A 22,652-nucleotide genomic window follows, 5' to 3' on the forward strand; every position below is an offset into this window, starting at 1 on the left:
TGCTGCGCGCGGGCGCCTTGCAGCCAGCCCCTTGGCGAAGCAACGCGATCCCCTTGCGTAGTGTTAACAGGCCCTAGACACCGCGTTGTTGCGCTCGCGAAGCACCGCGTCGAAGCGCTCGATCCGCGCCAGCGCGAAGGCCGGGCGCTGCTGCACGCGCTGCCACCAATCCGCCAGGCGCGGGCTGCGCTCGCTCGACAGCGCCTGCGGCGCGAGTTCGGCGATGCGCGCCACGAAGGGCACGGCCGCGATGTCGGCCAGCGAATAGCGCCCGCCGACCAGCCATTCGGCATCGGGCTGCAGCATCGCCTCCATCTTGTCGACCAGCGCCAGCAGCTTCTCGAGCGCGGCGGCTTTCTCTTCGTCGGTATAGGGCTGGCGGGCGATGCGCAGCCAGGCCTCGCGCCGCTCGGGCGTGGGCACGCGGTCCAGGCGTTCCTGCAGCTGGGCGTCGCTCCACTGGCTCGCGCCGGGCTGCAGCGCGATGCTCCAGTTGAGGATCAGCAGGTTGGGCAGCGATTTCTCGTCGGTCCAGCGGACGAAATTGCGCATCACCGCACGCTGGTACGGGTCGGCGGGGCGCAGCGGCGGGGCGGGGTGCAGGTCGTCCAGGTACTCGCAGATCGTCGAGCTTTCGTAGAGCGATTCGCCGTTGTCGAGCTGCAGCGCGGGCACCACGCCGTTCGGATTCATCGCCAGGTAGGCCGGCGAATGGTGTTCCTGCCGCCCCATGTCGATCGGGACGCTCTCGTAGGCCAGCCCTTTCTCGGCCAGGCAGAGGCGCACGCGGCGCGAGGCGCTGGAGAGCCAGCCGTGGTAGAGCTTCATGGGATGAGCACCGCGGCGCCGGTGGTGGCGCGGCTTTCGAGTTCCTCGTGCGCGCGCCGCACGTCGGCGAGCGCATAGCGATGGCCGACCGCCAGCTTCACCTGGCCGCCCAGCACCACGTCGAACAGCGCCGCAGCGCCGCGCCGCAGGTCGGCGGCCGTGGAGATGAAGGTGCGCAGCGTCGGGCGCGACACGCTGAGCGACTTCGCATGCAGCCGCTGCAGGTCGAAGGCCTCCACGTCGCCCGATGCGGTGCCGTAGTTGATGGCCATGCCGAGCGGGCGCAGGCAGTCGAGCGACGGCAGGAACACGTCCTTGCCGACCGCGTCGTAGACCACGGCCACGCCCTGGCCGTCGGTGGCCGCCAGCGTGCGCGCGACGAAGTCCTCGCTGCGGTAGTCGATCACGTGGTGGCAGCCGTGCGCCAGCGCCACCGCCTTCTTCGCCTCGGAGCCGACGGTGCCGATCACGATGGCGCCGAGCGCGCGCGCCCACTGCGACAGGATCACGCCCATGCCGCCCGCCGCCGCATGCACCAGCACCGCCTCGCCGGGCTGCACCACGTGGAGCCGGCGCAGCAGGTACTCGGCCGTGAGGCCGCGCAGCAGCGTGGCGCCCGCCACTTCCTCCGACACGCCCGCCGGCAGCGGCACCACGCGGTGCGCCGGCACGTTGCGCACCGCCTGGTAGGCGCCGGGATGGAAATACGCCACCGACTGCCCCACCCGCAGGCCCGCAGTCTCGGTGCCGGGCCCGAGGGCGTCGACCGTGCCCGCGCCCTGCGCGCCGAGCACGACCGGAAACGCGGTCACCGCATGCGGCCCGTGCGAACCGCGGCGCTGGTAGATGTCGGCGAAGTTGAGCCCGATCGCCGACTGCCGGATGCGGACTTCGCCCGGGCCGGGCTCGCCGACGTCGACCTCGACCGTTTCGAGCACGTCGGGGCCGCCGTGGCGCTGGATTCGAATGGCTTGGGTGCGCATGGTGTCAGGCCTTGCTTGTCGACTTGCGCCGGCCGGTGGCGGCGCGCTGCGTCACCGCCAGTGCATCGGCCGCGACCTCGGGCGTGGCGATCGGCGCCGCCACCGGCACGCCGTGCGGCATGCTGGCGATGGCGTCGGCATACACGTTGCCGCCGCTCGAGATGTGCCCCGTCATGCCGCGGTCGGCGGCATCCTCGTCGCCATTGAGGATCGCCTCGAGCACCACGCGGTGCTCGGCCAGCGAGTTGCGGATGCGGCCGGGCCGGTCGAACAGCGTGCGCTGCGGATGGCGCATGCGCAGCCGCATCGCACGCAGCTGGCGCGCCAGCACTTCATTGAGGCTGCCGTCGTAGATGATTTCGTGGAAGCTGCGGTTGGCCGCGCCGTAGAGCTCGGCATCGTTCCTGGCGGCGGCATCGCGGCAGGCCTTGTCGGCCTCTTCGAGCAGCTTGCGCTGCACCGCCGGCATGCGGCGCGCCGCGAGCCGCGCTGCCAGGCCTTCGAGCTCCATCAGGATCTCGAGCATTGCGACGTATTCGGGCACCGACAGGCTCGCCACCACCGCGCCCTGGCGCGGCACCGTGGTGACCAGGCCCGCCGACATCAGCTGCAGCAGCGCTTCGCGTGCGGGGGTGCGCGACACCTCGAAGCGCTCCATCAGTTCCTGTTCGTCGATGCGGGAGCCGGCCGTCAGGTGGCCGGAAGTGATTTCCGCCTCGAGGGCGGCGCGGATCTTGTCGCTGAGGTTGATGCGTGTCGATGGGGGCATGGGCGTCTCCGATGGGTTGGATTCTACCTAGCACCGTGCACGGAAGATCGATTTAAGAATACGTATAAACCCGTTATGTATTTTTATAAGTTTCATACGTACACTGAAAAAGAGCCGGCGCATTTCGCCAACGACCCCGGCCACGGAGACCCCCATGCCACTGAACAGACGCCATTTCCACGCCCTGGCCGGCGCGGCCGCATCGGCAGCCGCGCTCTCGCCGTGGCTTGCCGCGCACGCCCAGGCCTCTTCTTCCTCGTCGCTCGACGCGCTGCACGAAGCCGCGAAGAAGGAGGGCGAACTCACCTGGTACATCGTCTACCTGCCCTCGGAAGATGCCGAGCTCATGTCGCGCACCTTCACCGCGCGCTATCCGGGCGTGAAGGTCAACGTGGTGCGCACCACCGCGCAGGTCGCGTTCCAGCGGCTCAACCAGGACCTGAAGGCGAAGACGGCCAACTGCGACGTCTTCTCCTCGACCGACGTCGCGCACTACCTCGACCTCAAGAAGCGCAAGCTCCTCGCCAGGTACGTGCCCGCGGCCTCTGCGTCGATGGACAAGCGGCTGCAGAACCTCGACCCCGACGGCTACTTCCACGTGGCGAGCGTCGCGATGGTCGGCCTGGTCTACAACACGCAGAAGGTCAAGCCCGAGGACGCGCCCAAGAGCTGGAACGACCTGATCGACCCGAAGTGGCGCGGCCTGGTGTCGGTGGGGCATCCGGGCTTCAGCGGCTTCGTGGGCGTCTGGGCGATCGAGATGCGCAAGCTCTATGGCGACGGCTGGTTCAAGAAGCTCGCAGCCAACAAGCCACAGGTGGGCCGCTCGATCATCGACACGGTCACCACCGTGACCTCGGGCGAACGGTCGATCGGGGCCGGTCCTATCAACCTCGCGGCCATGATGGCCAACAAGGGCAATCCGCTCGCCATCGTCGCACCGAAGGAGGGGCCGGTGCTCATGCTCTCGCCCTCGGCGATCATGGCCAACGCGCCGCATCCGAATGCGTCGAAGCTGTTCATGGAGTGGCTGCTCGGCAGCGAAGACGTCGACAAGCTCTCGATCGAGCGCTTCGGCGTGCCCAAGCGTGCAGGCGCCAAGCCGCGCCCGGGCGTGCTGGGCCTCGACGACAGCAAGGCCGCGCTGCGTCCCGATCCGCAGGAATCGGTGGACGGCGTGCCCGAAGTCATCGACCTGTGGCGCGATGCCTTCGGTGTCTGAGGCGGTGGTGCCGTCCTCCGCGCAGGTGCTGCGCGCACCGGTGCCGTCGCGGTTCGCCGATCCGTCGCTGTGGCTGTTCGGCATCCTCGTCGTGCTGCTGGTGCTGCTGGTCGCCAACCCGATCCTGCGGCTGGTGTGGGACAGCTTCAGCGCCACCGACGGCGGCGCCACGCTGCGCAACTACACGAGCGCTCTCGGGCGCAGCCGGAACCTGCAGGCGCTGCTGAATTCGCTGTACCTCGGCGGCGCGGTCACCGTGCTGGCGCTCGCGCTCGGCGTGCCGCTCGCGCTGGCGGTCTCGCGCACCAACATGCCGTTTCGCAACCTCACGCACATGGGCGTGCTCGCGGCCTTCGTCATGCCGAACTTCCTCGGCGCCATCGCGTGGATCCTGCTGGGCGGGCCGAACGCGGGCTGGCTCAACCGGCTCTGGCTCGGGGTGTTCGGCGGCGACGCGGGGCCCTTCAACATCTACAGCTTCTGGGGCCTGGCGTTCGTCATCGCGCTCTACACCTTTCCGCTGATCTACGTCTTCACCAAGTCGGCGCTCGACCTGATCTCGACCGAGCTCGAAGACGCCGCATCGATCCACGGCGCGGGCAAGTTCCGCACGCTCACGCGCGTCACGCTGCCGCTCGTCTTGCCGTCGATCGTGGGCGCGGCGATCCTGATCTTCCTGGAATCGGTGGCGCTCTACGGCACGCCCGCGCTGATCGCGATTCCCGCGGGCATCAACCTCGCGACCACGCAGATCGTGTCCTTCTTCGAGTACCCGATGCGCGTGGAGCAGGCGGCGGCGTTCTCGATGCCGATCCTGGTGCTCACGGTGGTGATGCTCTGGGTGCAGCGCCGGCTGCTCTCGCGCAAGGGCTTCGTCTCGGTGTCGGGCAAGGGGGGCGAGCGCCGGCCGTTCGACATCGGCTGGTGGAAGTGGCCGCTGCTGGGCTATGCCGCCTTCGTGTCGCTGCTCACGGTGGTGATGCCGCTCGCCATCCTGGTGACCGCATCGCTGTCGAAGGCCTGGGGTCGCGGGCTCGCCAGCGGCAACCTCACGCTAGCCAACTACCGCGCCATCTTCTTCGAGCAACTGACGGTGCGCGAAGCCATCGTGAACACCGTGCTGTATTCGGGCGCGACCGCGCTGGTCTGCGTGCTGATGGGCCTGTGCGTGGCCTATGCGGTGCAGCGGCGCATCACGCCGTGGCCGAACGTGGTGCAGTTTCTGGCGCTGGCGCCGATCGCGGTGCCGGGCCTGATCCTGGCGATCGGGCTCTACGCCGCCTACGCCGGGCCGCCGTTCTCGCTCTATGGCACCGGCACGCTGATCGTGGTGGCCTTCACCACGCGCTTCCTGCCGATCGCGGTGACCGCCTGCGCCGCCGCGGTGCGCTCGCTCAACCCCGAGCTCGAGGAAGCGGTGCGCGTGCTCGGCGGCGGGCGCATCACGGTGCTGTCGCGCGTGGTGTTCCCGCTGCTCAAGACCACGCTCGTGGGCGTGTTCATCCTGGTGTTCGTGATCTGCACCAAGGAGCTCTCGACCGCGGTGTTCCTCACGGGCCCGGCCTCGCGCGTGGTGTCGGTGCTGACGCTCGACCTCAGCGAGCAGGGCAACTACGAGGTGCTGGCCGCAATGGGCGTGGTGCTGGTGGTGATCACCACGCTGGTGGTGGCTGCCGGGATGCGCATCGCGGGGCGCGACTTCATGCTGCGCCGCGGCTGAACGAAACGAAGAACGAAACGAAGAACGAAACGAAGAACCCACCCATGTCCAAGCTTCGACTGCAGAACATCCACAAGCGCTACGGCGCCACCGCGGTGGTCAACGACCTGAGCCTCGAACTGCGCCAGGGCGAGCTCGTCACGCTGCTCGGCCCCTCGGGCTGCGGCAAGACGACCACGCTGCGCATGATCGCGGGCTTCATCGAACTATCGGAAGGCGCCATCGAGATGGACGGCCGCGAGATCTCGGGTGCCGGGCGCACCGTGCCGCCCGAGCACCGCGGCATGTCGATGATCTTCCAGAGCTATGCGATCTGGCCGAACATGACGGTCGCCGAGAACGTGAGCTTCGGCCTCGACGTGCGGCGCACGCCGGCCGAGGAGTCGAAGCGCCGCGTGGGCGAGATGCTCGAGGTGGTGCACCTGTCGCACCTGGCCGAGCGCTATCCGGCCGAGCTCTCGGGCGGCCAGCAGCAGCGCGTGGCGCTGGCGCGCGCGATGGTGGTGCGGCCCGAGGTGCTGCTGCTCGACGAACCGCTGTCGAACCTCGACGCCAACCTGCGCGAAGAGATGGCCGGCGAGATCCGGCGGCTGCACGACGAGTTCCGCTTCACCACGGTCTACGTCACGCACGACCAGTCGGAGGCGATGACCATCTCCGACCGCATTGCGGTGCTCAACCTCGGCCGGCTCGAACAGGTCGACACGCCGTGGAACCTCTACAACCGGCCGCACACGCCGTTCGTGGCGGGATTCATCGGCCGCACCAACCTCGTCAACGCGACGCTGAGCGCGGGCTGCATCCGGCTCGACGGCCTGCACGGCGAAGTGCCGGTCGACGGCGAGGCCGCCCGCGACCGCGCCGACGCGCGCGTGTCGATCCGTCCGCAGTCGCTCTATCTCGGCACACCCGTGAGCGGCTCGCTGCCGATGGGGCAGGTGTCGGTGGTGGCGCGCACCTACCTCGGCGAATACTGGGACTACGTGGTGCAGCCGGTGGGCGGCGGCGGCACGCTCAAGGTGCATGCGCCGCCGTCGAGCGTGCTCGAGATCGGGCACGAGTCGGCGCTGTCGCTCGACCCGCGCGGCGTCGCCGTGGTGAGCTGAGCATGCAGCTGCCACATCAAAGAAAGCACATGATGTCCGATACAGCCACTCCGTCCCCACTGCCGCTCTCGCGCTACAAGGTGCTGGACCTTACGATTGCCCGTGCCGGTCCCGTGGCCGTGCGGCTGCTGGCCGACTGGGGCGCCGACGTGACGCGCGTCGACCCGCCGCCCGCGCAGGACCGCGGCTCCGTCACCGGCCGCCGGCGCGGGTCCGACGAGCAGAACCTGCATCGCAACAAGCGCAGCCTCTGTCTCGACCTGAAATCGCCGCGCGGCGCGGAGGTGCTGCGGCGGCTCATCGCGCGCAGCGACGTGGTGGTCGAGAACTTCCGCGCCGACGTGAAGGAGCGGCTCGGCCTGGGCTACGAGCAGCTCCGTCGCATCAACCCGCGCATCATCCTCGCGAGCATCTCGGGCTTCGGTCAGGACGGGCCCTACAGCGACCGGCCCGGCGTCGACCAGATCGTGCAGGGCATGTGCGGGCTGAGCTCGGTCACCGGCGAGCCGGGCCGTGGGCCGGTGCGCGTGGGCATCGCCATCTCCGACACCACGGCGGGCATGTTCCTCGGCCAGGGCATCCTGCTCGCGCTGCTGCACCGCGAGCACACGGGCGAGGGCCAGTGGGTGCATACCTCGCTGATCGAGAGCATGCTCAACAAGCTCGACTTCCAGGCCGCGCGCTATACCGTCGACGGCGAGGTGGCGCAGCAGCAGGGCAATTCGCATCCCACGCTCGCACCCATGGGCACCTACCGCGCGCGCGACGGCATGGTCAACATCGCGGCCACAACGGCCCGAATGTGGGCGGGCTTCTGCGAGGCGCTCGATGCCCAGGCGCTGCTCGCGCACCCCGACTACCAGGAGGCTGCCTCGCGGCTCGCGCACCGCGCACAGCTCGATGCCGACATCGACGGCATCACCTCGCGCTTCGACACCGCCGAATTGGTGGCGCGGCTCAACCCCGCGGGCGTGCCGTGCGGCCCGATCTACGACATCGGCCAGGCCTTCGAGGACGCGCAGGTCAGGCACCTCGGCATGACGCGGCCCGCACGGCATCCGGTGCTCGGCGACATCGCGCTGCTGCGCTCGCCGATCAACCTTTCGGCTTGCCCGCATCCGGCGCAGTTCCACCTGGCGGGGCCCGACCCCGGCGCGCAAAGCGACGCGCTGCTCGAAGAGCTGGGCTACGACACGGGCGCCATCGAGGCGCTGCGCGCCGAAGGGGCAGTGGCATGAACCGCCTTCAATTGGCCACGCCGAAGATCATCGCCGAGATCGAGGACGGCGTGGGCTGGCTCACCTTCAACAACCCCGAGCGCCGCAACGCGGTGTCGCTCGAGATGTGGCAGGGGCTCGGCGATGCGGCCGAGGCCTTCGAGGCCGACCCGCAGGTGCGCGTGGTGGTGATGCGCGGTGCCGGCGGCCGGTCGTTCGCGGCCGGGGCCGACATTTCGGAGTTCGAGCAGTTCCGCGCCAATGCCGAGCAGAAGGCCGCCTACGGCAAGGTCGCCGCGCGCGGGCAGGGCGGGCTGGCACGGCTCAGCAAGCCGCTGGTCGCGATGATCGAGGGCTTCTGCATCGGCGGCGGGCTCGCGCTGGCGCTGACCGCCGACGTCCGGATCGCCACCGCGGGCTCGCGCTTCGGCATTCCCGCGGCCAAGCTGGGTCTGGGCTACGAATACGCGGGCATTGCGGGGCTCGCGCGGCTGGTGGGGCCCTCGGCCACGAAGGACATCCTGTTCAGCGCGCGTTTTCTCGAGGCTGACGAGGCGCATCGCATCGGCCTGGTGAACATGATCGCGGCCGACGGGCCGCAGCTCCTCGAACAGGTGCGCGCCTATGCCGCCGGCATTGCCGGCAACGCGCCGCTCACGGTCCATGCGGCCAAGGCGGCGGTGCGTGCCTTCGAAGGCTACTCGGCCACGCCCGAGGCCGAGGCGATCGAGGCATTGGTCGACCGCTGCTTCGACAGCGAGGACTACCGCGAAGGCCGCCGCGCCTTCATGGAAAAGCGCACCCCGGTTTTCAAAGGACGATGACAAAGATGGGCATTCCCGAACTGACGATCGACGGCGCCGTGGCGCGCATCACGCTTCGACGCCCCGCGCAGGCCAACCGGCTCGAATCCGATGACCTCGCGGCCATCGCCGCGCACATCGCGGCGGTGAACGCGAAGCCCGAGGTGCTGGTGCTCGCGCTGCAGGCCGAAGGAAAGTACTTCTGCAGCGGCTACGACATCGGGCGCATCGGTGCCTCGCGCGACGTGGCCTTCGACGCGGTGGTGAACGCGCTCGAGGAGGCCCGGCCCGTGACGCTGGCGCTGCTGCAGGGCAGCGTCTACGGCGGCGCCACCGACTTCTCGCTGGCCTGCGACTTCCGGCTCGGCGTGGTGGGCATGGACATGTTCATGCCGGCCGCGCGGCTCGGGCTGCACTTCTATGGCCGCGGCCTGGAACGCTACGTGACGCGGCTCGGCCTGGACAACGCCAAGCGGCTGTTCCTCACGGCCGAGCGCATCGGCGCCGAGGAGATGAAGGCGATCGGCTTCCTGACGCACCTGGTGCCTGCGGCCGAACTCGCGGCGGTGGGACAGCGCCTGATCGACACGCTCTCGGCGATGGCGCCGATCCCGCTCGTCGGCATGAAGAAGCACCTGAACCGCATCGCATGCGGCAGGCTCGACGCGGCCGAGCTCCAGCACGACATGGCGCAGGCCGCCCGGTCGGAAGACCTGCAGGAAGGCCAGCGCGCCTGGGCCGAGAAGCGGGCGCCGCGCTTCACCGGACGGTAGCGCAGGCGCACGCGACCGGTCAGGCCATGCGCTCCGACAGGAAGTCGAGAAACGATGTGATCCGCGCCGACAGCTGCGTGTTGCGGTAGTACACCGCGTTGACCGGCTGGCGCACGTCGACCGTGTCCCTGGGCAGCAACTGCACCAGGTCACCGCGCGCGCGGTCGGCCGCGGTCATGAAGTCGGACAGGCACACGATGCCCACGCCGGCAAGCGCGAGCTGGCGCAGCGTCTCGCCGCTCGATGCCGAGAGCGACGGCGTGATCGTCCATTCGTCGCCATGCAGGCCGCGCAGCGGCCAGCGGTTGAGCGACTCGGGCTGCGTGAAGCCGAGCAGCGCATGCCCGGCCAGCTCGGCCACCTTGCGCGGCTTGCCGTGCGCCGCGAGGTAGGCCGGGCTCGCGAGCACGCGCAGGCGGTGGGTGCCGAGCGGACGGGCATGCAGCGTGGAGTCGCGCAGCGGCCCGATGCGGATCGCGATGTCGGTGCGGCGCTCGAGCAGGTCGATCGGCAGATCGTCGGTGTCGAGCTCGAGCGCGATCTGCGGAAAGCGCCGGCGGAATTCCGGCACCAGCGGCACGATCGCATGCAGCATGAAAGGCGACGCTGCGTTCACGCGCAGCCGCCCGGCCGGCTGCTCGCGCCGCGCAGCGAGCAGCTCTTCGGCCTCGTCGATCGCATCGAGGATGGCCCGGGTGCGCTGCAGGAAGGCGGCGCCTTCCTCGGTCAGTTCGAGCCGGCGCGTGGTCCGCCGCAGCAGCGTGGTCTGGAGCTTCTGTTCGAGCCGGCTCAGCGCGCGGCTGACGCCCGAGACCGTCTGCGCGAGCTGCTCGGCCGCGGCCGTGATCGAGCCGGTGTCGACCACCGCACGGAACGCGGCCAGTTCATCGAGCGTGGTCTTCATGCGGCGCTTCGCCGGTGTTGCGGCTCGTGAGTGCCGCGAGCGCCTCGCTGTCGGTGCGGTAGCTGAAGAGCATCGGCCCCGGCGCGAGCAGCCCGGCGCGCTCGAGCACCTGCAGCGCCGGCAGCTTCAGGCCGCTCAGGTGCAGGCGCACGCCCTTGGCTTCGAGCATGCGGCGGATCGAGCCGAACACTTCGGCACCCGTGATGTCGATGCGGTTGATCGGCTGGGCGAACAGGCACACGTCGGTCAGCTCGGGCCGCTCGGCCAGCGCGACGGTCAGGGTGCGCTCGAGCGTGGAGGCAGTCGCGAAGTCGAGCTCGGCGTCCATGCGCAGCGCATAGAGCTGCGGCGCCAGCGGCGGCAGCTTCCAGAGCTGGCGGTCGCGCAGGCTGCCGTCGGGATGCAGCCCCACCTCGATGATGCGCGGATGCAGGTGGCGGTACATGTAGTGCGCCAGGCTCGCGAGCAGCCCGCCCAGCACGCCCCAGTAGATGCTCGGCGCCGTGGCGATGGTGAGCACGAAGGTGCCGAACGAGATGCCGGCCTCGATGCGCGACACGCGCCACAGCGCCACGAAGCTCGCCGGCCTGACCAGCCCGAGGATGGCCGTGACCACCACCGCCGCCAGCACCGCCTGCGGCACGTGGTAGAGCAGCGGCATCAGCCAGAGCAATGCGCCGGCCACGACCACCACGCTGAACAGCGTGGCCCAGCCGGTCTGCGCGCCGGCATAGAGCGTGATGGCCGAACGCGAGAACGACGAGCTGGTAGGGAACGCGCCCGAGAAGCCCGAGGCCAGCTTGGCCAGCCCCTGGCCGATCAGGTCCTGGTTCTCGTTCCACAGCGTGCCCGCGCGCGCGTTGTCGACCTTGGCGCTCGAGGCGGTCTCGAGAAAGCTAACGAGCGTGATCATCAGCGCCGGCAGCACCAGCGCGCTGAAGGTGTCCAGGGGCAGCAGGCTCGGCCAGTAGAAATCGGGCAGGCCCGAGGGCAGGCTGCCGACCACGGCACCGCCGCGCAACGCGTAGTCGATGGTCCAGCTGATGGCCGCCGCACCCGCGACCAGCGCCATCGTGGTCGGAAAGCGCGGCACCAGCCGCTTGCCGAGCCACAGCACCGCGATGCCGCCGAGCCCGAAGGCGATTGCCACGAAGTCGGGCGGTGGCCCGCCCTGCAGCACCTGCGGCAGGGCGCGCCCCGTGTAGCCGAGCAGCGCCGGCAGTTGCGAGATGGCGATCAGCACCGACGCGCCCTGCGTGAAGCCGATGAGCACCGGCGAGTTGACCAGCCGCAGCAGCCAGCCGAAGCGCCCGACGCCCAGCACGATCTGGATCACACCCGACATCAGCGTGAGCCACACCGCCATCGCCACCCATTCGGGGCTGCCGGGCACCGCGAGCGGCGCCAGCGAAGCGCCGACCAGCAGGCTAGTGAGTGCCGTGGGCCCGACCGACAGCCGCTGCGACGAGCTGAAGATCACTGCGATGAGCGCCGGGAACAGCGCGGCATACACGCCCGTGACCAGCGGCATTCCCGCGAGCGCCGCATAGGCCACGCCTTGCGGCAGCACCATCAGCGCCACCGTGATGCCGGCGATGGCCTCGTTGCGCAGCAGCGCGGCAGAAGGGCGGGGCCATGCAAGGCAGGGAACCCAGCGCGACAGGCGCTGGCGCAGGGAGGGCGAAGAGGAGGAGGCTGCGGAATTCATGAAGGGGAGATGGCGACCGCGTAGCACCCGCCTGTTGTGTTCCTAGGGCCTGCGGAACAGCAGCACGGAATTGGTTCCGCCGAAGGCAAAGGAGTTGCTGATGGCGGCTTCGATGCCGGGTGCGGCCGCATCGCCGGGCCTGACCAGGTCGAGGCTGCAGGCGGGATCGGGCGCGTCGCAATGCGCGTTGGGAGGCAGCTCGCGCCGGTGCAGCGCGAGGATGGTGATCACCGCTTCGATCGCACCCGCCGCGCCGAGCATGTGGCCGTGCAGTGCCTTGGTCGAGCTCACGCGCAGTCGGTCGAGGTCGGGGCCCCAGACTTCCGCGAGTGCGTTGCGTTCGACCACGTCGCCGATGCGGGTGGCCGTGCCATGTGCGTTGCAATAGCCCACGTCGCGCGGCTGCAGCCCCGCTTGGCGCAGCGCGGCTCGCAATGCGCGGGCCTGGCCCGGCGCGTCGGGCTTGGTGAGGTGGGTGGCATCGCTGTTCAGGCCCCAGCCGGCCAGCGTGGCATGGCTGCGGGCACCGCGGCGGCGTGCGCGTTCGGCGGATTCGAGCACCAGGAAGGCTGCGCCTTCGCCCAGTGCGAATCCGCTGCGGTCGCTCGCAAAGGGCCGCACCGAACTGGCCGCTTCGCCCGGCGCGAAGGTGGCCAGGGTCTGCATCGCCTGCCAGGCCAGCACCACGCCGGGCACGATCAGCGCCTCGCTGCCGCCCGCGATCGCGAGGTCGACCTCGCCGCGCTGCACCGCCTTGGCAGCTTCCGCGATGGCGACCGACGACGAAGCGCAGGCGACCGAGTAGGTCAGCACCGGGCCCTGCACCCCGTTGCGCATTGCGACGTGCGCCGCGGGCGCGTTGGGCATGAAGGCCGGAATGGTGAGCGGCGGTACGCGCATGCCGCCGCGGTAGGCGGCCTCGAGCGCCGCTGCACCGCCCATGCCGCAGCCGGCATAGACGCCGATGCGCTCGGGATCGGTGTCGGCGCGGTCGAGGAAGCCTGCGTCGTGCAGGGCAAGGTCGGCGGCGGCCACTGCGAGCTGGCTCACGCGGTCGACGCCCGCGAGCTGCAGCTTGGTGAACCAGCGGGTTTCGTCGAAAGCCACGGTGGCCGCGGCCGCGGGCTTGGGCAGGTCGGGAAAGACGGGCTGGATGGCCGAGCGGCCGTCGAGCAGCGCCTGGAACAGTGCGTCGGGCGCGCTGCCGTGCGGCGCCATGACGCCGAGCCCGGTGACGCTGACCTCGTGGTTCACGCGACCTTGGCGGCCCTGACCTTGTCGACCAGCAGCGCGAGCTCGCCCAGCGTGTCGATGTTCGCGTCGTCGTCGGGCATGGTGATGCCGAAATGGTCTTCGATGGCGAAAAGGAACTCGGCCAGGGCCAGCGAGTCGAGCCCGCCCGTTTCGCGCATCGATGCGTCGGGGTCGAGTTTCGACGGTTCGATACCGTACTTCTCGTGGATCAGGTCCTGCAATTCCTTCAGCGAACTCATCGTGCGATGCCTGTTGTCATTTGCCGTCGCTGATCGATCGGGCCGCCGCAAGGTGCGCCATGGGATCGACCCCTTCCTCGCTCGGCATGTGGTCAGTGATTGCCAATGATATCCGCTCCGACCGGCACAGTGCTCCGCTCGGCGCGCCCCGGCCGCCAGCGCAGCGACGGGTAGGCGAAGGCGATGCCGAGCAGCGCGCCGGCCAGCGCATCGAGCACCACGTGCTGTTTGACCGCCAGGGTCGAATACGCAATGGCCGCGAACCAGACCCAGTTGGCCACGCGAAAGGCCACCGGCGTGCGGGTCTCGCGCAGCACATGGTCGAGGCGGATGGCCGTGAAGATCGCCACCGCCACGTGCATCGAGGGGCAGGCATTGCCCGCGGCGTCCACGCCCTGCAGCATCGCGAAACCCGGGTAGCCCGACACGTCGATCGTGAGCGGCGGGATCTGCGTCGGCCACAGGTAGAACAGCCCCAGGCCAGTGAGGCACAGCGCGCCGATCCAGAGCCCGTACACCAGCAGTTCGCGGAAGTTCGGCAACAGCCCGGGCGCGAACCCGACGTAGAACCAGAGCGACAGGTACGCGCCGAGCGCGTAGGGCTGGAACGGGATCAGATGGTCGAGCGCGGTGAGCGGCATCACCGTGACGGGGTACGCCGGGTTGCGCAGCAGGTGGAAGTAGCCGATGAAGAACAGCCAGGTGAAGGCCGTGGTGCCGATCGCCTTGAGCCAGAAGAGGCGGCGCATGCGCGCACCGATGTCGGCGGTCCAGGTGGGGGGGCGATGCGGTCGGGAAGGGGGCGCCATGGGGCTGGTTTGTGGTCCGTGGTTTCGTCTTGAAACCCGCCGATCTTGCCAGAGCGCCATGACGGCGCCGCCTGCGCCCTCAGGCGAGCGCCGCGGAACGCTTCTTGTGCTGGAACGAGGTGGGCGAGCGCCCCGTGGCGGCCTTGAACATTGCGCAGAACGCGCTGTCGGTGGCATAGCCGCTGGCCGCCGCCACCTGGCTCACGGCCATGCCGCGCGCCAGCAGCGGCAGCGCGTGCGCCATCACGGCCTGCTGCCGCCACTGCTGCCAGCTCATGCCGAGCTGGTCGCGAAACAGTCGCGCCACGGTGCGCTCGCTGGCGCCGATGGCGGCGGCGCGTTCGGCCAGCGTCGCGCGGTCGGCGGGGTTGCGCAGCAGCACTTCGCACAGCTGGCGCAGCCGCTTGTCGGCGGGCAGCGGCACGTCGATGCGGATCTGCGGGGCGCGCTCGAGCTCGTCGATCAGGAGCGGCGCGATCATGCGTTCGCGCTGCGGCGCATGCGCATCGGCCAGCGGCAGGCCGTCGGGCGTGGTGTCGAGCGCGAGCATCAGCGCACGCAGCAGCGGGCTGATGTCGAGCACTTCGCATTTTTCCCACGGGGGGCCGAGCCAGGCATGCAGGTACACGGTGCGCAGCTCGGCGTCTTCGATCAGCATGATGCTGTGCGGCATGTCGGCCGGCACCCAGACCGCCCGCGACGGCGGCACGATGTAGCTGCCGTCCTGTGTGTTGAGGCGGATCACGCCGCGCGTCGAGAAGGTGAGCTGCGGCCACGGGTGCTGGTGCAGCTCGACGAAGGTGTCGGCGCTCAGGAAGTGTTCCTTGGCGCGAAGCGGCCGCACCGCGTCGGGCGCATAGAGGTGCGGCGTGAGCGACGCCACGCTGGTGACGGGTGACGGAGACGAAGGCGGTGAAGAAAGTGCGCGTGGCATGGTTTCGACAAATGTTGTCGCTGTATCGCCATTCTGCCGCGGCGCGCCCGCATAGCATCGGTGCCTGCCCTGGTTTTTTGTAAGCAATCCAATGTCCTCCCCGACTTCTACGAACGCCGCGCCCGCAACCAACCTGCGCGGCGATGCCCAACTGATCGGCCTCGTCGGCCTGGCCCATGCGATCAGCCATTTCAGCCAACTCATCCTCGCGCCGCTGTTCCCCTGGCTGAAGGACGCGTTCGACGTGAGCTACACCGAACTCGGTGCGGTGCTGACGGTGTTCTTCGTCGTCTCGTGCGTGGTGCAGGCCGCTTCGGGCTTCGTGGTCGACAAGCTCGGGCCGCGGCCGGTGCTGTTCGTGGGGCTCGGTGCGCTGGCGCTGGCGGCCTTCGGCTATGCGCTCGCGCAAAGCTACTGGATGCTGCTGCTGGCCGCGGTCGTCGGCGGCATCGGCAACGGGGTGTTCCACCCGGTCGACTACACCCTGTTCAACCGCAAGGTGGCGCCGACCCGGCTCGGCCACGCCTACAGCGTGCATGGCATTACCGGCAGTCTGGGCTGGGCGCTGGCGCCGGCTTTCGTGGTGCCGATCGCGATCGCCTTCTCGTGGCGCGTGGCGCTGGCTTCGGCGGGCGTGCTGGCGGTGGTGGTGCTGCTCGTGCTCTGGTTCTACCGCAGCGTGCTCGCGGTCGACGTGGCGGCGGTGCACAAGGCCACAGGGCAGGACGGGCCGGCGCCGATCGGCGGTGCGTTCGACTTCCTGCGCATTCCGGCCGTGTGGATGTGCTTCGGTTTCTTTTTCTTCTATGCCGTGGTGATCAGCGTGGTGCAGACCTTCGCGCCGGTGGCGGCCGGCCACCTGCATGCGGTGCCGGTGGCGCTGGTGGCGGTCTGCCTAACGGTGTACATGGTGGCGAGTGCGGCCGGCATGGTGGTGGGCGGCTTCCTGGCGTCCGATCCGAGCCGCTGTGAGCGCATCGTGGGCACCGGCTTCGGCGTGGCCGCCGCGCTGGCACTGGTGCTGGCCTTCGCGGAGTTTCCGCCGGTGCTGGTGCCGGTGCTGTTCGGCGCGATGGGCCTGGTCACGGGCGTGGCGGGGCCTTCCCGCGACCTGCTGGTCAAGCGCTCGACGCCGCCCAATGCCACCGGGCGTGTCTACGGCGTGGTGTATGCGGGGCTCGACATCGGCCAGGCGCTGGCGCCGCTGGTGTTCGGCCGGCTCATGGACCACGGCCAGTACACGAGCGTGATCGTGGGCCTCGCGCTGGTGCAGGGCATGCTGATCGCGAGCGCGTTCAACGTGACGCGCGCGCGCCGCACCACGCTCGTGGCCGCCTGAAAGAGACGCCCTTCAGCCCGCGCCGCGCTCCCAGCCCGGCACGAACGGAAAGCGCGCGGCCCAGAACGCGGCCAGGCGCGGATCGGCATCGACGCGCTTCACGGGATCGGCCATGCGCGGCGCCTCGCGGTAGAAGCGCTCGCGGTGCGGTGTCCAGCGCGACACCACGGCCACGTACAGGTCGAGCATGCTCAGGCGCTCGCCGAGCAGGTAGGGCGCGGGCGTGCCGATCTGCGCGTCCATCAGGCGCCAGCATTCGGCCACGCGCTCGGCGGTGCGCTCGAGCAGCGCGGGCTGCGCCGCCGGATCGGGCGCGAGCCGCGAAGGCGCGTCGCGCACCCAGAACATCGAATAGATCGCGGCCGGCACATAGACCATCCAGCGCAGGTAGCGCGCACGCAGCGGGTCGCCGGGCGCGGGGCAGAGGCCCGCCTCGGGATGGCGGTCGCCGAGCCAGAGCAGGATCGCCGCGCTCTCCGTCATGAGCTCGCCCGACGGCAGCACCAGCGCCGGCACCTGCCGCATCGGATTGACCGGCGCGATGCGCTCGCGCTCGGCGTCACCCTCCCAGGGCGCGACGTCGACGACGTCGACCTGCGCGCCGATCAGCGTGAGTGCGGCATGCACCGGCGTGGCGCCCGAGCCGGGCGCGCCGTAGAGGGTGTAGCGGTCGTTCGAAGGCGTGGAGGCGGAAGTCATCCGCCCAGATTACGCCAGCCGGTGACCGGTTGTCACGCGGCCAGCAGCGCGTCGACCTTCTTCAGGCCCTCGAGCGTCTTCACGCAGGCCTCGGCCACTTCGGTGCCCTTGACCGCGAAGTGGCGGTGGAAATATTTGCGGTGTTCCACATGCTCGTGGAAGTGGTGCGGCGTGAGCACGGCCGAGAAGATCGGCACGTCGGTCTCGAGCTGCAGCGACATCAATGTGCTGACGACGGTGCTCGCGACGAACTCGTGGCGGTAGATGCCGCCGTCGACCACCAGCGCGCAGGCGACGATGCCGGCGTACTTGCCGGAGCGCGCGAGCCGTCGCGCGTGCAGCGGGATCTCGAACGCGCCGGGCACGTCGAACACGTCGATCGTGTCGCGGGCCACGCCGAGCCGCTCCATTTCTTCGAGGAAGGCGTCGCGCGCCTGGTGGACGATGTCGGCATGCCACTGCGCCTGCACGAAGGCGATGCGCTGGCCGCGCGGTTGGCCCGACGCGTCGATGGCCGAAAGGGGAAGGTCGTTGATCTGACTCATGGTGTGCCTCTTGAAAGCAGGTTTCCTGAATCAGGGCGCACGAAACCGCAGGGCAGCCGAACGCGCTTTTCGCCATGGCGAAGCACGCGGGGCCGGCCCGCATTTCGCGCTCTCTTTCATCCGGACTGTGACCGTCGGCTTCGGAATCGCACCGAAATCTGCTGACCCCGCAGCCCTTGTCGGACTGCGGGCGCTCGCGGGCTCGTGCGGTCCTTCTTGCGAAGAGAACCGCCATGACCGCCGGTGGGGAATTTCGCCCCGCCCTGAGAACGCTGCCCCGGCTTGCACCGGAGCGGGGCCATTCTAGGCAGGACAGCGGCGGCACGCTGTCACCCATGAGCCAAAGCCCCTCGCCGGCCGAGGCGAGCGGATGCGGCGCTCAGCGCCGAACTAGAAACTGCGCCATGCGTTCGAGCTCTTCCTCGAGCCCGCGGCGGAATGCCGCATCGCGTGGCGCCTTGCCGGCATATCCCAAAGCGGGCTGCAGCCCGCCGGCGCCGGCCGCGGCATTGGCCCAGCCGATCACGCGGTCGCCCCACAGCATCGGCAGCGCGTAATAGCCGAACTGCCGCTTCGGCGCGGGCATGTAGGCCTCGAACTTGTACGACCAACCCCAAAGCTGCTCGAAGCGGCGGCGGTCCCACACCACCGGGTCGAACGGGGCGAGCAGGCGCACCGCGTCGTCGGGCGCGTGCCGCCGCGAGGCCGGGTTCTCGTCGGCGGGCCAGTACCAGGTGGTGCCGTCGATGCGGCAGCTGGCGAGCATATCCTCGCGTGCGATGCGCAGCGCGGCCTGGGTCTGCGCCGAAAGATGCGGCGCGCCGTAGCCGAGCAGCCGCACGAGATACGTCAAGCTCGCCGCGGGCAGCGGTGCGTATTTGCGCACCACCAGTTCGATCAGTGCGGCGGCGCGCAGGGCGCGGCCCGCGGGGCTTTCATCGGCGGGTGGATGGGCCACGGCCGCGTACACGCGCGTGCCGCTGTCGCGCCGCACCACGCGCAACTGGCCGCGGTAGTGCAGGCCGTCGAGCAGCCGCGTCGTCGCATTGCTCGAGCCGCCCCAGTAGTTCTTCACGCTGCCGTGCGCAAAGTGCTGTTCGACTTCGCGCGGATGCACGGCCCCGCGCTCGCGCACGAAGGCGAGCACGTCGGCAGCCTTGCGGCGGGTGTCTTCGTCCCATTGCGTGCGGGCTTCGCGCGGATGCATCAGCGCCAGGTGCTCGCGCGGCAGGAAGCCGTAGTTGACGAGGCAGTCTTCCTCGACTGCCAGGCGGGTGTAGCGGCTTTCCAGGTCGCCCGCGCGGTAGTCCTTCACGCGGTGGCGCAGCGTGAGGTCTTGTGCGCGCGCGGGTGCGCGGATCGGATCGGCCTGCACGAAGCCGAGCTGGCGGATCGCGGCCGGCAGCGTGGTCGGCCGGAAGAGGGTGCGCGCCACCGCGTAGCGGCGCAAGTCGTCGAGGGTCGGGTCAGCCATGCGCCGAATTGCAGCACAGGCGGGGAGGCCTTGCTTCGGCTGCCCGATCCTTGGGTCTACACCGCCGAACGGTGCCGCTCGATGCAGGTGTCGAGCGTCTCGGCGCCTGGGCGCTGCCACCAATCGAGGTTGGAGAAGATCTCGACTTCGCTGAAGCCCGCGAAGCCTGCGGCCTCGACCCAGCCGCGGATCTTCTTGAGCTCGACCACGCCGTCGCCCATCATCCCGCGGTCGGACAGCAGGTCGCGCGTCGGCGTGCGCCAGTCGCACACGTGGTAGGCCAGCAGGCGCTCGCGGCCGGCGCGGGCGATCTGCTGCTCGAGCTTCGGGTCCCACCACACGTGGTAGATGTCGAGCGCCACGCCCAGCATGCCGCTCTTGTCCGCGTCGAGTTCGTCGCAGATGTCGAGCGCATGTTCGAGCGTGTTGATGCAGGCGCGGTCGGCGGCCTGCATCGGGTGCAGGGGCTCGATCGCCAGCGGCATGCCGACCTCGCGCGCGTAGTCGAGCGACGCGGCAATGCCGTCGCGCACCTCGCTGCGGGCGCGCGCGATATCGGTGTAGGCCGCCTTGCCTTCGAGCGCGCCGGGCAGGGCGCCCACCACCAGCACGACGCAAGGGGCGTCGAGCGTCTTGGCTTCGTCGATGGCACGGCGGTTGTCGTCGAGCGCGGCCTTCAGGCCGGCCGCATCGGGTGCCGGGAAGAAGCCGCCGCGGCAGTAGCCCGACAGGCCGATGCCGTGCGCCTTCAGCTGCCTGGCCACCTTGTCGAGCCCGACCGCCGCCACCTGGTCGCGCCAGGGGCTGATCGCGCGGATGCCGCGCTCGGCGCACTGGTCGATGATGCGGTCCAGCGGCACCTCGGCGCCCGACTGCTTGCGCACCGTGGCGGTGTTGATCGACAGCCAGTCGTGGTTTGGCGAGAAATCGCGCATCGGCCGCTCAACTTTCCACGCCGTGCAGCGCCAGCAGCGTTTGCATGCGCTTCACCGCGAGTTCCGGCTGTTCGAGCAGGTTGGCCGCGTCCGCAAGACGGAACAGCTCGGCAAAGTGTTGCAGCGAGCGCGTGCTCTGCTGGCCGCCCACCATCGTGAAGTGCTTCTGGTGGCCGTTGAGCCAGGCCATGAACACCACGCCGGTCTTGTAGAAGCGCGTGGGCGCCGCGAAGATGTGGCGCGACAGCGGCACGGTGGGCCCGAGGATCGCGTGGAACTTCTCGGTGTTGCCTTGCGCGAGCGCACCGAGCGCGGCACTGGCCGCCGGCGCGATGGCGTCGAAGATGCCGAGCAGCGCGTCGCTCTGGCCATGCATGGGTTCGCTGCCGAAGCCGTCGCCGGCAATCAGCTCGGCGTAGTTGAAGTCGTCGCCGGTGTACATGCGCACGCCGGACGGCAGGCGCCGGCGCATCGCGATTTCCTTGTCCTTGTCGAGCAGCGAGATCTTGATGCCATCGACCTTCTGCGGATGCGCCGCGATGATGCCCACGGCCGTGTCCATCGCTGCATCGACATCCTTCGTGCCCCAGTAGCCTGCGAGCGCCGGATCGAACATGTCGCCGAGCCAGTGCAGCACCACGGGCTGCTTCGCCTGGCTGAGGATGCGGTCGTACACGCGTTCGTAGTCGGCCGGGCTCTTGGCAACGCGGGCGAGCGCGCGGCTCGCCATGACGATCAGCTTGCCGCCCAGCGCCTCGATCGCGGCCATCTGCTCCTCGTAGCCGCGGATCACGTCGTCGACGCTCTTCACGTCGTCGATGTTCAGGTGGTCGGTGCCGCAGCCCGAGGCCACCAGCGCGCCCGGCACATCCTTGGCCGCGTCGAGCGAGCGGCGGATCAGCTCGAGCGAGGTCGGCCAGTCGAGGCCCATGCCGCGCTGCGCCGTGTCCATGGCCTCGGCCACGCCCAGGCCGAGCGAGAACAGGTGGCGGCGGTAGGCGATCGTGGTGTCCCAGTCGACGGCGGACTGCAGCCACGGGTCGATGGCCGCGAGCGGGTCGGCCACGACGTGGGCGGCCGAGTAGGCGATGCGGTTGAACTTGACGCCCGCGTCGGGCTTGACCGGTGCGGTGCCGCGCAGGGCGTAGGGCGCGAGCGCGCCGCTCGCGGTGGGAAGGGTCAGCGACAGTGCCATGGCGACGGGCCTCAGACCTTCAGCGCCGGCACGTCGACCCAGCGGCGGTCCTGCCACGATTCGAGCGCGGCCTCGACCAGCTGCACGCCCTTGGCGCCTTCGGGCAGCGTCCACTTGTAGGGCTCGTTCTCGACCACGTGGCGAATGAAGTGCTCCCACTGGATCTTGAAGCCGTTGTCATAGGCCTGCGAATCGGGGATCTCCTGCCACTGGTCGAAGAAGTTCATCGTCTGCTTCTCGTCGGGGTTCCACACCGGGCGCGGCGTGGCCACGCGCGACTGGGCGCGGCAGCTCGACAGGCCCGCCACGGCCGAGCCGTCGGTGCCGTCGACGTGGAAGGTCACCAGGTCGTCGCGCCGCACGCGCGTGGCCCAGCTCATGTTGAGCTGCGCGATCACCGGCTCGCCGTTGTGGCCGGTGAGTTCGCAGGTGGCGTAGGCCGCGTCGTCGGCGGTGGCCTCGTAGGGCTTGCCGGCTTCGTCCCAGCGCGTCGGGATGTGGGTGGCACCGATGCACGAGACCGACTTCACTTCGCCGAACAGGTTGTCGAGGACATAGCGCCAGTGGCACATCATGTCGAGGATCATGCCGCCGCCGTCTTCCTTGCGGTAGTTCCAGCTCGGGCGCTGGATCGGCTGCAGGTCGCCCTCGAACACCCAGTAGCCGAACTCCAGGCGCACGCTGAGCATGCGGCCGAAGAAGCCCGCGCGGCGCAGCATGTCGAGCTTGCGCAGGCCGGGCAGGAAGAGCTTGTCCTGCACCGCGCCGTGCTTCAGGCCCGATTCCTGCGCGAGGCGCGCGATCTCGACGGCTTCGTTGAGGTTGGTGGCGATCGGCTTCTCGCAGTACACGTGCTTGCCGGCGCGGATCGCCTTGGCGAGCAGCGTCGGGCGCATCTGCGTGGTGCCGGCGTCGAAGAAGACCGTGTCTTCCTTGTTCTCGAGGGCCTTGTCCAGGTCGGTACCCCAGCGCGCGATACCGTGGGTCTTGGCGAGCGCTTCCATCTTCTCGGCGTTGCGGCCGATGAGGATCGGGTCGGGCATGACCTTGTCGCCATTGGAAAGCGTGACGCCGCCCTGGGCGCGGATTGCGCAGATGGAGCGGATCAAATGCTGGTTCATGCCCATGCGTCCGGTGACGCCGTGCATGATCAGTCCGAGTCGTTGTGTAGCCATGTCTTCAGCCGAAAAGGAGTT

At 69.6% G+C, this 22,652-nt stretch carries 22 protein-coding genes and 1 riboswitch; of the genes, 7 read left to right on the forward strand and 15 right to left on the reverse strand.

From position 1 onward, the window contains the following. Positions 1-63 precede the first annotated feature (63 nt). Genes AC3A6G_RS22945 through AC3A6G_RS22955 form a run of 3 tightly spaced genes read right to left on the reverse strand, consistent with a single transcriptional unit; the run spans position 64 to position 2,580 of the window. Complete coding sequence (locus AC3A6G_RS22945; protein ID WP_487860006.1) at positions 64-828, reverse strand: glutathione S-transferase family protein; 765 nt, start codon at positions 826-828, stop codon at positions 64-66. Beyond that, entirely contained in the window at positions 825-1,811 is a 987-nt protein-coding gene (locus tag AC3A6G_RS22950; protein ID WP_487860007.1) for a quinone oxidoreductase family protein, read from the reverse strand. Before AC3A6G_RS22950 ends, AC3A6G_RS22945 begins: the two co-directional genes overlap by 4 nt. A 4-nt stretch (positions 1,812-1,815) precedes the next feature. Then, positions 1,816-2,580, reverse strand: coding sequence for a GntR family transcriptional regulator (locus AC3A6G_RS22955; protein WP_487874653.1), 765 nt, complete (start codon positions 2,578-2,580; stop codon positions 1,816-1,818). 154 nt (positions 2,581-2,734) lie between these two features. On the opposite strand from AC3A6G_RS22955, the gene AC3A6G_RS22960 reads away from it, so the two are divergent. The 6 genes from AC3A6G_RS22960 to AC3A6G_RS22985 are packed head-to-tail and all read left to right on the forward strand — an operon-like array spanning position 2,735 to position 9,421. Then, the gene (locus AC3A6G_RS22960; protein WP_487860009.1) at positions 2,735-3,802 is read left to right on the forward strand and encodes an ABC transporter substrate-binding protein; all 1,068 of its coding nucleotides are present in this window, start codon (positions 2,735-2,737) and stop codon (positions 3,800-3,802) included. After that, complete coding sequence (locus AC3A6G_RS22965) at positions 3,786-5,522, forward strand: ABC transporter permease (protein WP_487860010.1); 1,737 nt, start codon at positions 3,786-3,788, stop codon at positions 5,520-5,522. Before AC3A6G_RS22960 ends, AC3A6G_RS22965 begins: the two co-directional genes overlap by 17 nt. A 44-nt stretch (positions 5,523-5,566) precedes the next feature. Next, positions 5,567-6,628 carry an ABC transporter ATP-binding protein gene (locus tag AC3A6G_RS22970; RefSeq protein ID WP_487860011.1) on the forward strand — a complete coding sequence of 354 codons (1,062 nt, stop codon included), beginning with the start codon at positions 5,567-5,569 and terminating at the stop codon, positions 6,626-6,628. Positions 6,629-6,660: 32 nt separating this feature from the next. Next, positions 6,661-7,866 carry a CaiB/BaiF CoA transferase family protein gene (locus AC3A6G_RS22975; RefSeq protein WP_487860058.1) on the forward strand — a complete coding sequence of 402 codons (1,206 nt, stop codon included), beginning with the start codon at positions 6,661-6,663 and terminating at the stop codon, positions 7,864-7,866. Continuing rightward, positions 7,863-8,669: an enoyl-CoA hydratase gene (locus AC3A6G_RS22980; RefSeq protein ID WP_487874654.1), complete on the forward strand. Its 807-nt coding sequence runs from the start codon at positions 7,863-7,865 to the stop codon at positions 8,667-8,669. The genes AC3A6G_RS22975 and AC3A6G_RS22980 overlap by 4 nt, the downstream gene beginning before the upstream one ends. Positions 8,670-8,674: 5 nt before the next feature. Next, positions 8,675-9,421, forward strand: a complete 747-nt coding sequence (locus AC3A6G_RS22985) for an enoyl-CoA hydratase/isomerase family protein (RefSeq protein WP_487874655.1) — start codon at positions 8,675-8,677, stop codon at positions 9,419-9,421. 19 nt (positions 9,422-9,440) lie between these two features. On the opposite strand, the gene AC3A6G_RS22990 is transcribed toward AC3A6G_RS22985, so the two are convergent. The 6 genes from AC3A6G_RS22990 to AC3A6G_RS23015 all read right to left on the reverse strand — a co-directional run bounded on the left by AC3A6G_RS22990 (position 9,441) and on the right by AC3A6G_RS23015 (position 15,269). Then, entirely contained in the window at positions 9,441-10,325 is an 885-nt protein-coding gene (locus AC3A6G_RS22990) for a LysR substrate-binding domain-containing protein (RefSeq protein ID WP_487874656.1), read from the reverse strand. After that, complete coding sequence (locus AC3A6G_RS22995; RefSeq protein ID WP_487860015.1) at positions 10,306-12,033, reverse strand: SulP family inorganic anion transporter; 1,728 nt, start codon at positions 12,031-12,033, stop codon at positions 10,306-10,308. The genes AC3A6G_RS22990 and AC3A6G_RS22995 overlap by 20 nt, the downstream gene beginning before the upstream one ends. Positions 12,034-12,075: 42 nt before the next feature. Then, on the reverse strand, positions 12,076-13,287 hold the full coding sequence (locus AC3A6G_RS23000) for a beta-ketoacyl-[acyl-carrier-protein] synthase family protein (protein WP_487874657.1): 1,212 nt from the start codon (positions 13,285-13,287) through the stop codon (positions 12,076-12,078). Then, positions 13,284-13,526 carry an acyl carrier protein gene (locus AC3A6G_RS23005; protein ID WP_487860017.1) on the reverse strand — a complete coding sequence of 81 codons (243 nt, stop codon included), beginning with the start codon at positions 13,524-13,526 and terminating at the stop codon, positions 13,284-13,286. The genes AC3A6G_RS23000 and AC3A6G_RS23005 overlap by 4 nt, the downstream gene beginning before the upstream one ends. Positions 13,527-13,618: 92 nt before the next feature. Continuing rightward, a complete protein-coding gene (locus AC3A6G_RS23010) occupies positions 13,619-14,335 on the reverse strand; it encodes a phosphatase PAP2 family protein (protein WP_487863599.1) in 717 nt (238 codons plus the stop codon). A gap of 79 nt (positions 14,336-14,414) precedes the next feature. After that, positions 14,415-15,269 (reverse strand): AraC family transcriptional regulator, encoded by an 855-nt coding sequence (locus AC3A6G_RS23015; protein ID WP_487860019.1) that lies wholly within the window; start codon positions 15,267-15,269, stop codon positions 14,415-14,417. 91 nt (positions 15,270-15,360) lie between these two features. Here AC3A6G_RS23015 and AC3A6G_RS23020 point away from each other — a divergent pair, with 91 nt between their 5' ends. After that, the gene (locus AC3A6G_RS23020; protein ID WP_487860020.1) at positions 15,361-16,608 is read left to right on the forward strand and encodes an MFS transporter; all 1,248 of its coding nucleotides are present in this window, start codon (positions 15,361-15,363) and stop codon (positions 16,606-16,608) included. Positions 16,609-16,620: 12 nt separating this feature from the next. Here AC3A6G_RS23020 and AC3A6G_RS23025 read toward each other — a convergent pair whose 3' ends face one another. The 6 genes from AC3A6G_RS23025 to AC3A6G_RS23050 form a co-directional block, all read right to left on the reverse strand. Beyond that, positions 16,621-17,307, reverse strand: coding sequence for a glutathione S-transferase family protein (locus AC3A6G_RS23025; protein ID WP_487860021.1), 687 nt, complete (start codon positions 17,305-17,307; stop codon positions 16,621-16,623). 32 nt (positions 17,308-17,339) lie between these two features. After that, a complete protein-coding gene (locus tag AC3A6G_RS23030; RefSeq protein ID WP_487863601.1) occupies positions 17,340-17,852 on the reverse strand; it encodes a 6,7-dimethyl-8-ribityllumazine synthase in 513 nt (170 codons plus the stop codon). Positions 17,853-17,956: 104 nt separating this feature from the next. Beyond that, positions 17,957-18,127, reverse strand: a riboswitch (FMN riboswitch). 104 nt (positions 18,128-18,231) lie between these two features. Then, complete coding sequence (locus AC3A6G_RS23035; RefSeq protein ID WP_487874658.1) at positions 18,232-19,326, reverse strand: DNA glycosylase AlkZ-like family protein; 1,095 nt, start codon at positions 19,324-19,326, stop codon at positions 18,232-18,234. A gap of 56 nt (positions 19,327-19,382) precedes the next feature. Next, positions 19,383-20,261, reverse strand: a complete 879-nt coding sequence (locus AC3A6G_RS23040) for a sugar phosphate isomerase/epimerase family protein (RefSeq protein WP_487874659.1) — start codon at positions 20,259-20,261, stop codon at positions 19,383-19,385. Positions 20,262-20,268: 7 nt separating this feature from the next. Then, the gene (locus tag AC3A6G_RS23045) at positions 20,269-21,456 is read right to left on the reverse strand and encodes a dihydrodipicolinate synthase family protein (protein ID WP_487874660.1); all 1,188 of its coding nucleotides are present in this window, start codon (positions 21,454-21,456) and stop codon (positions 20,269-20,271) included. An 11-nt stretch (positions 21,457-21,467) separates the two neighbouring features. Next, a complete protein-coding gene (locus AC3A6G_RS23050; RefSeq protein ID WP_487874661.1) occupies positions 21,468-22,631 on the reverse strand; it encodes a Gfo/Idh/MocA family protein in 1,164 nt (387 codons plus the stop codon). Positions 22,632-22,652: the final 21 nt, after the last annotated feature.

Source organism: Variovorax sp. Soil_C_26 (assembly GCF_057657075.1).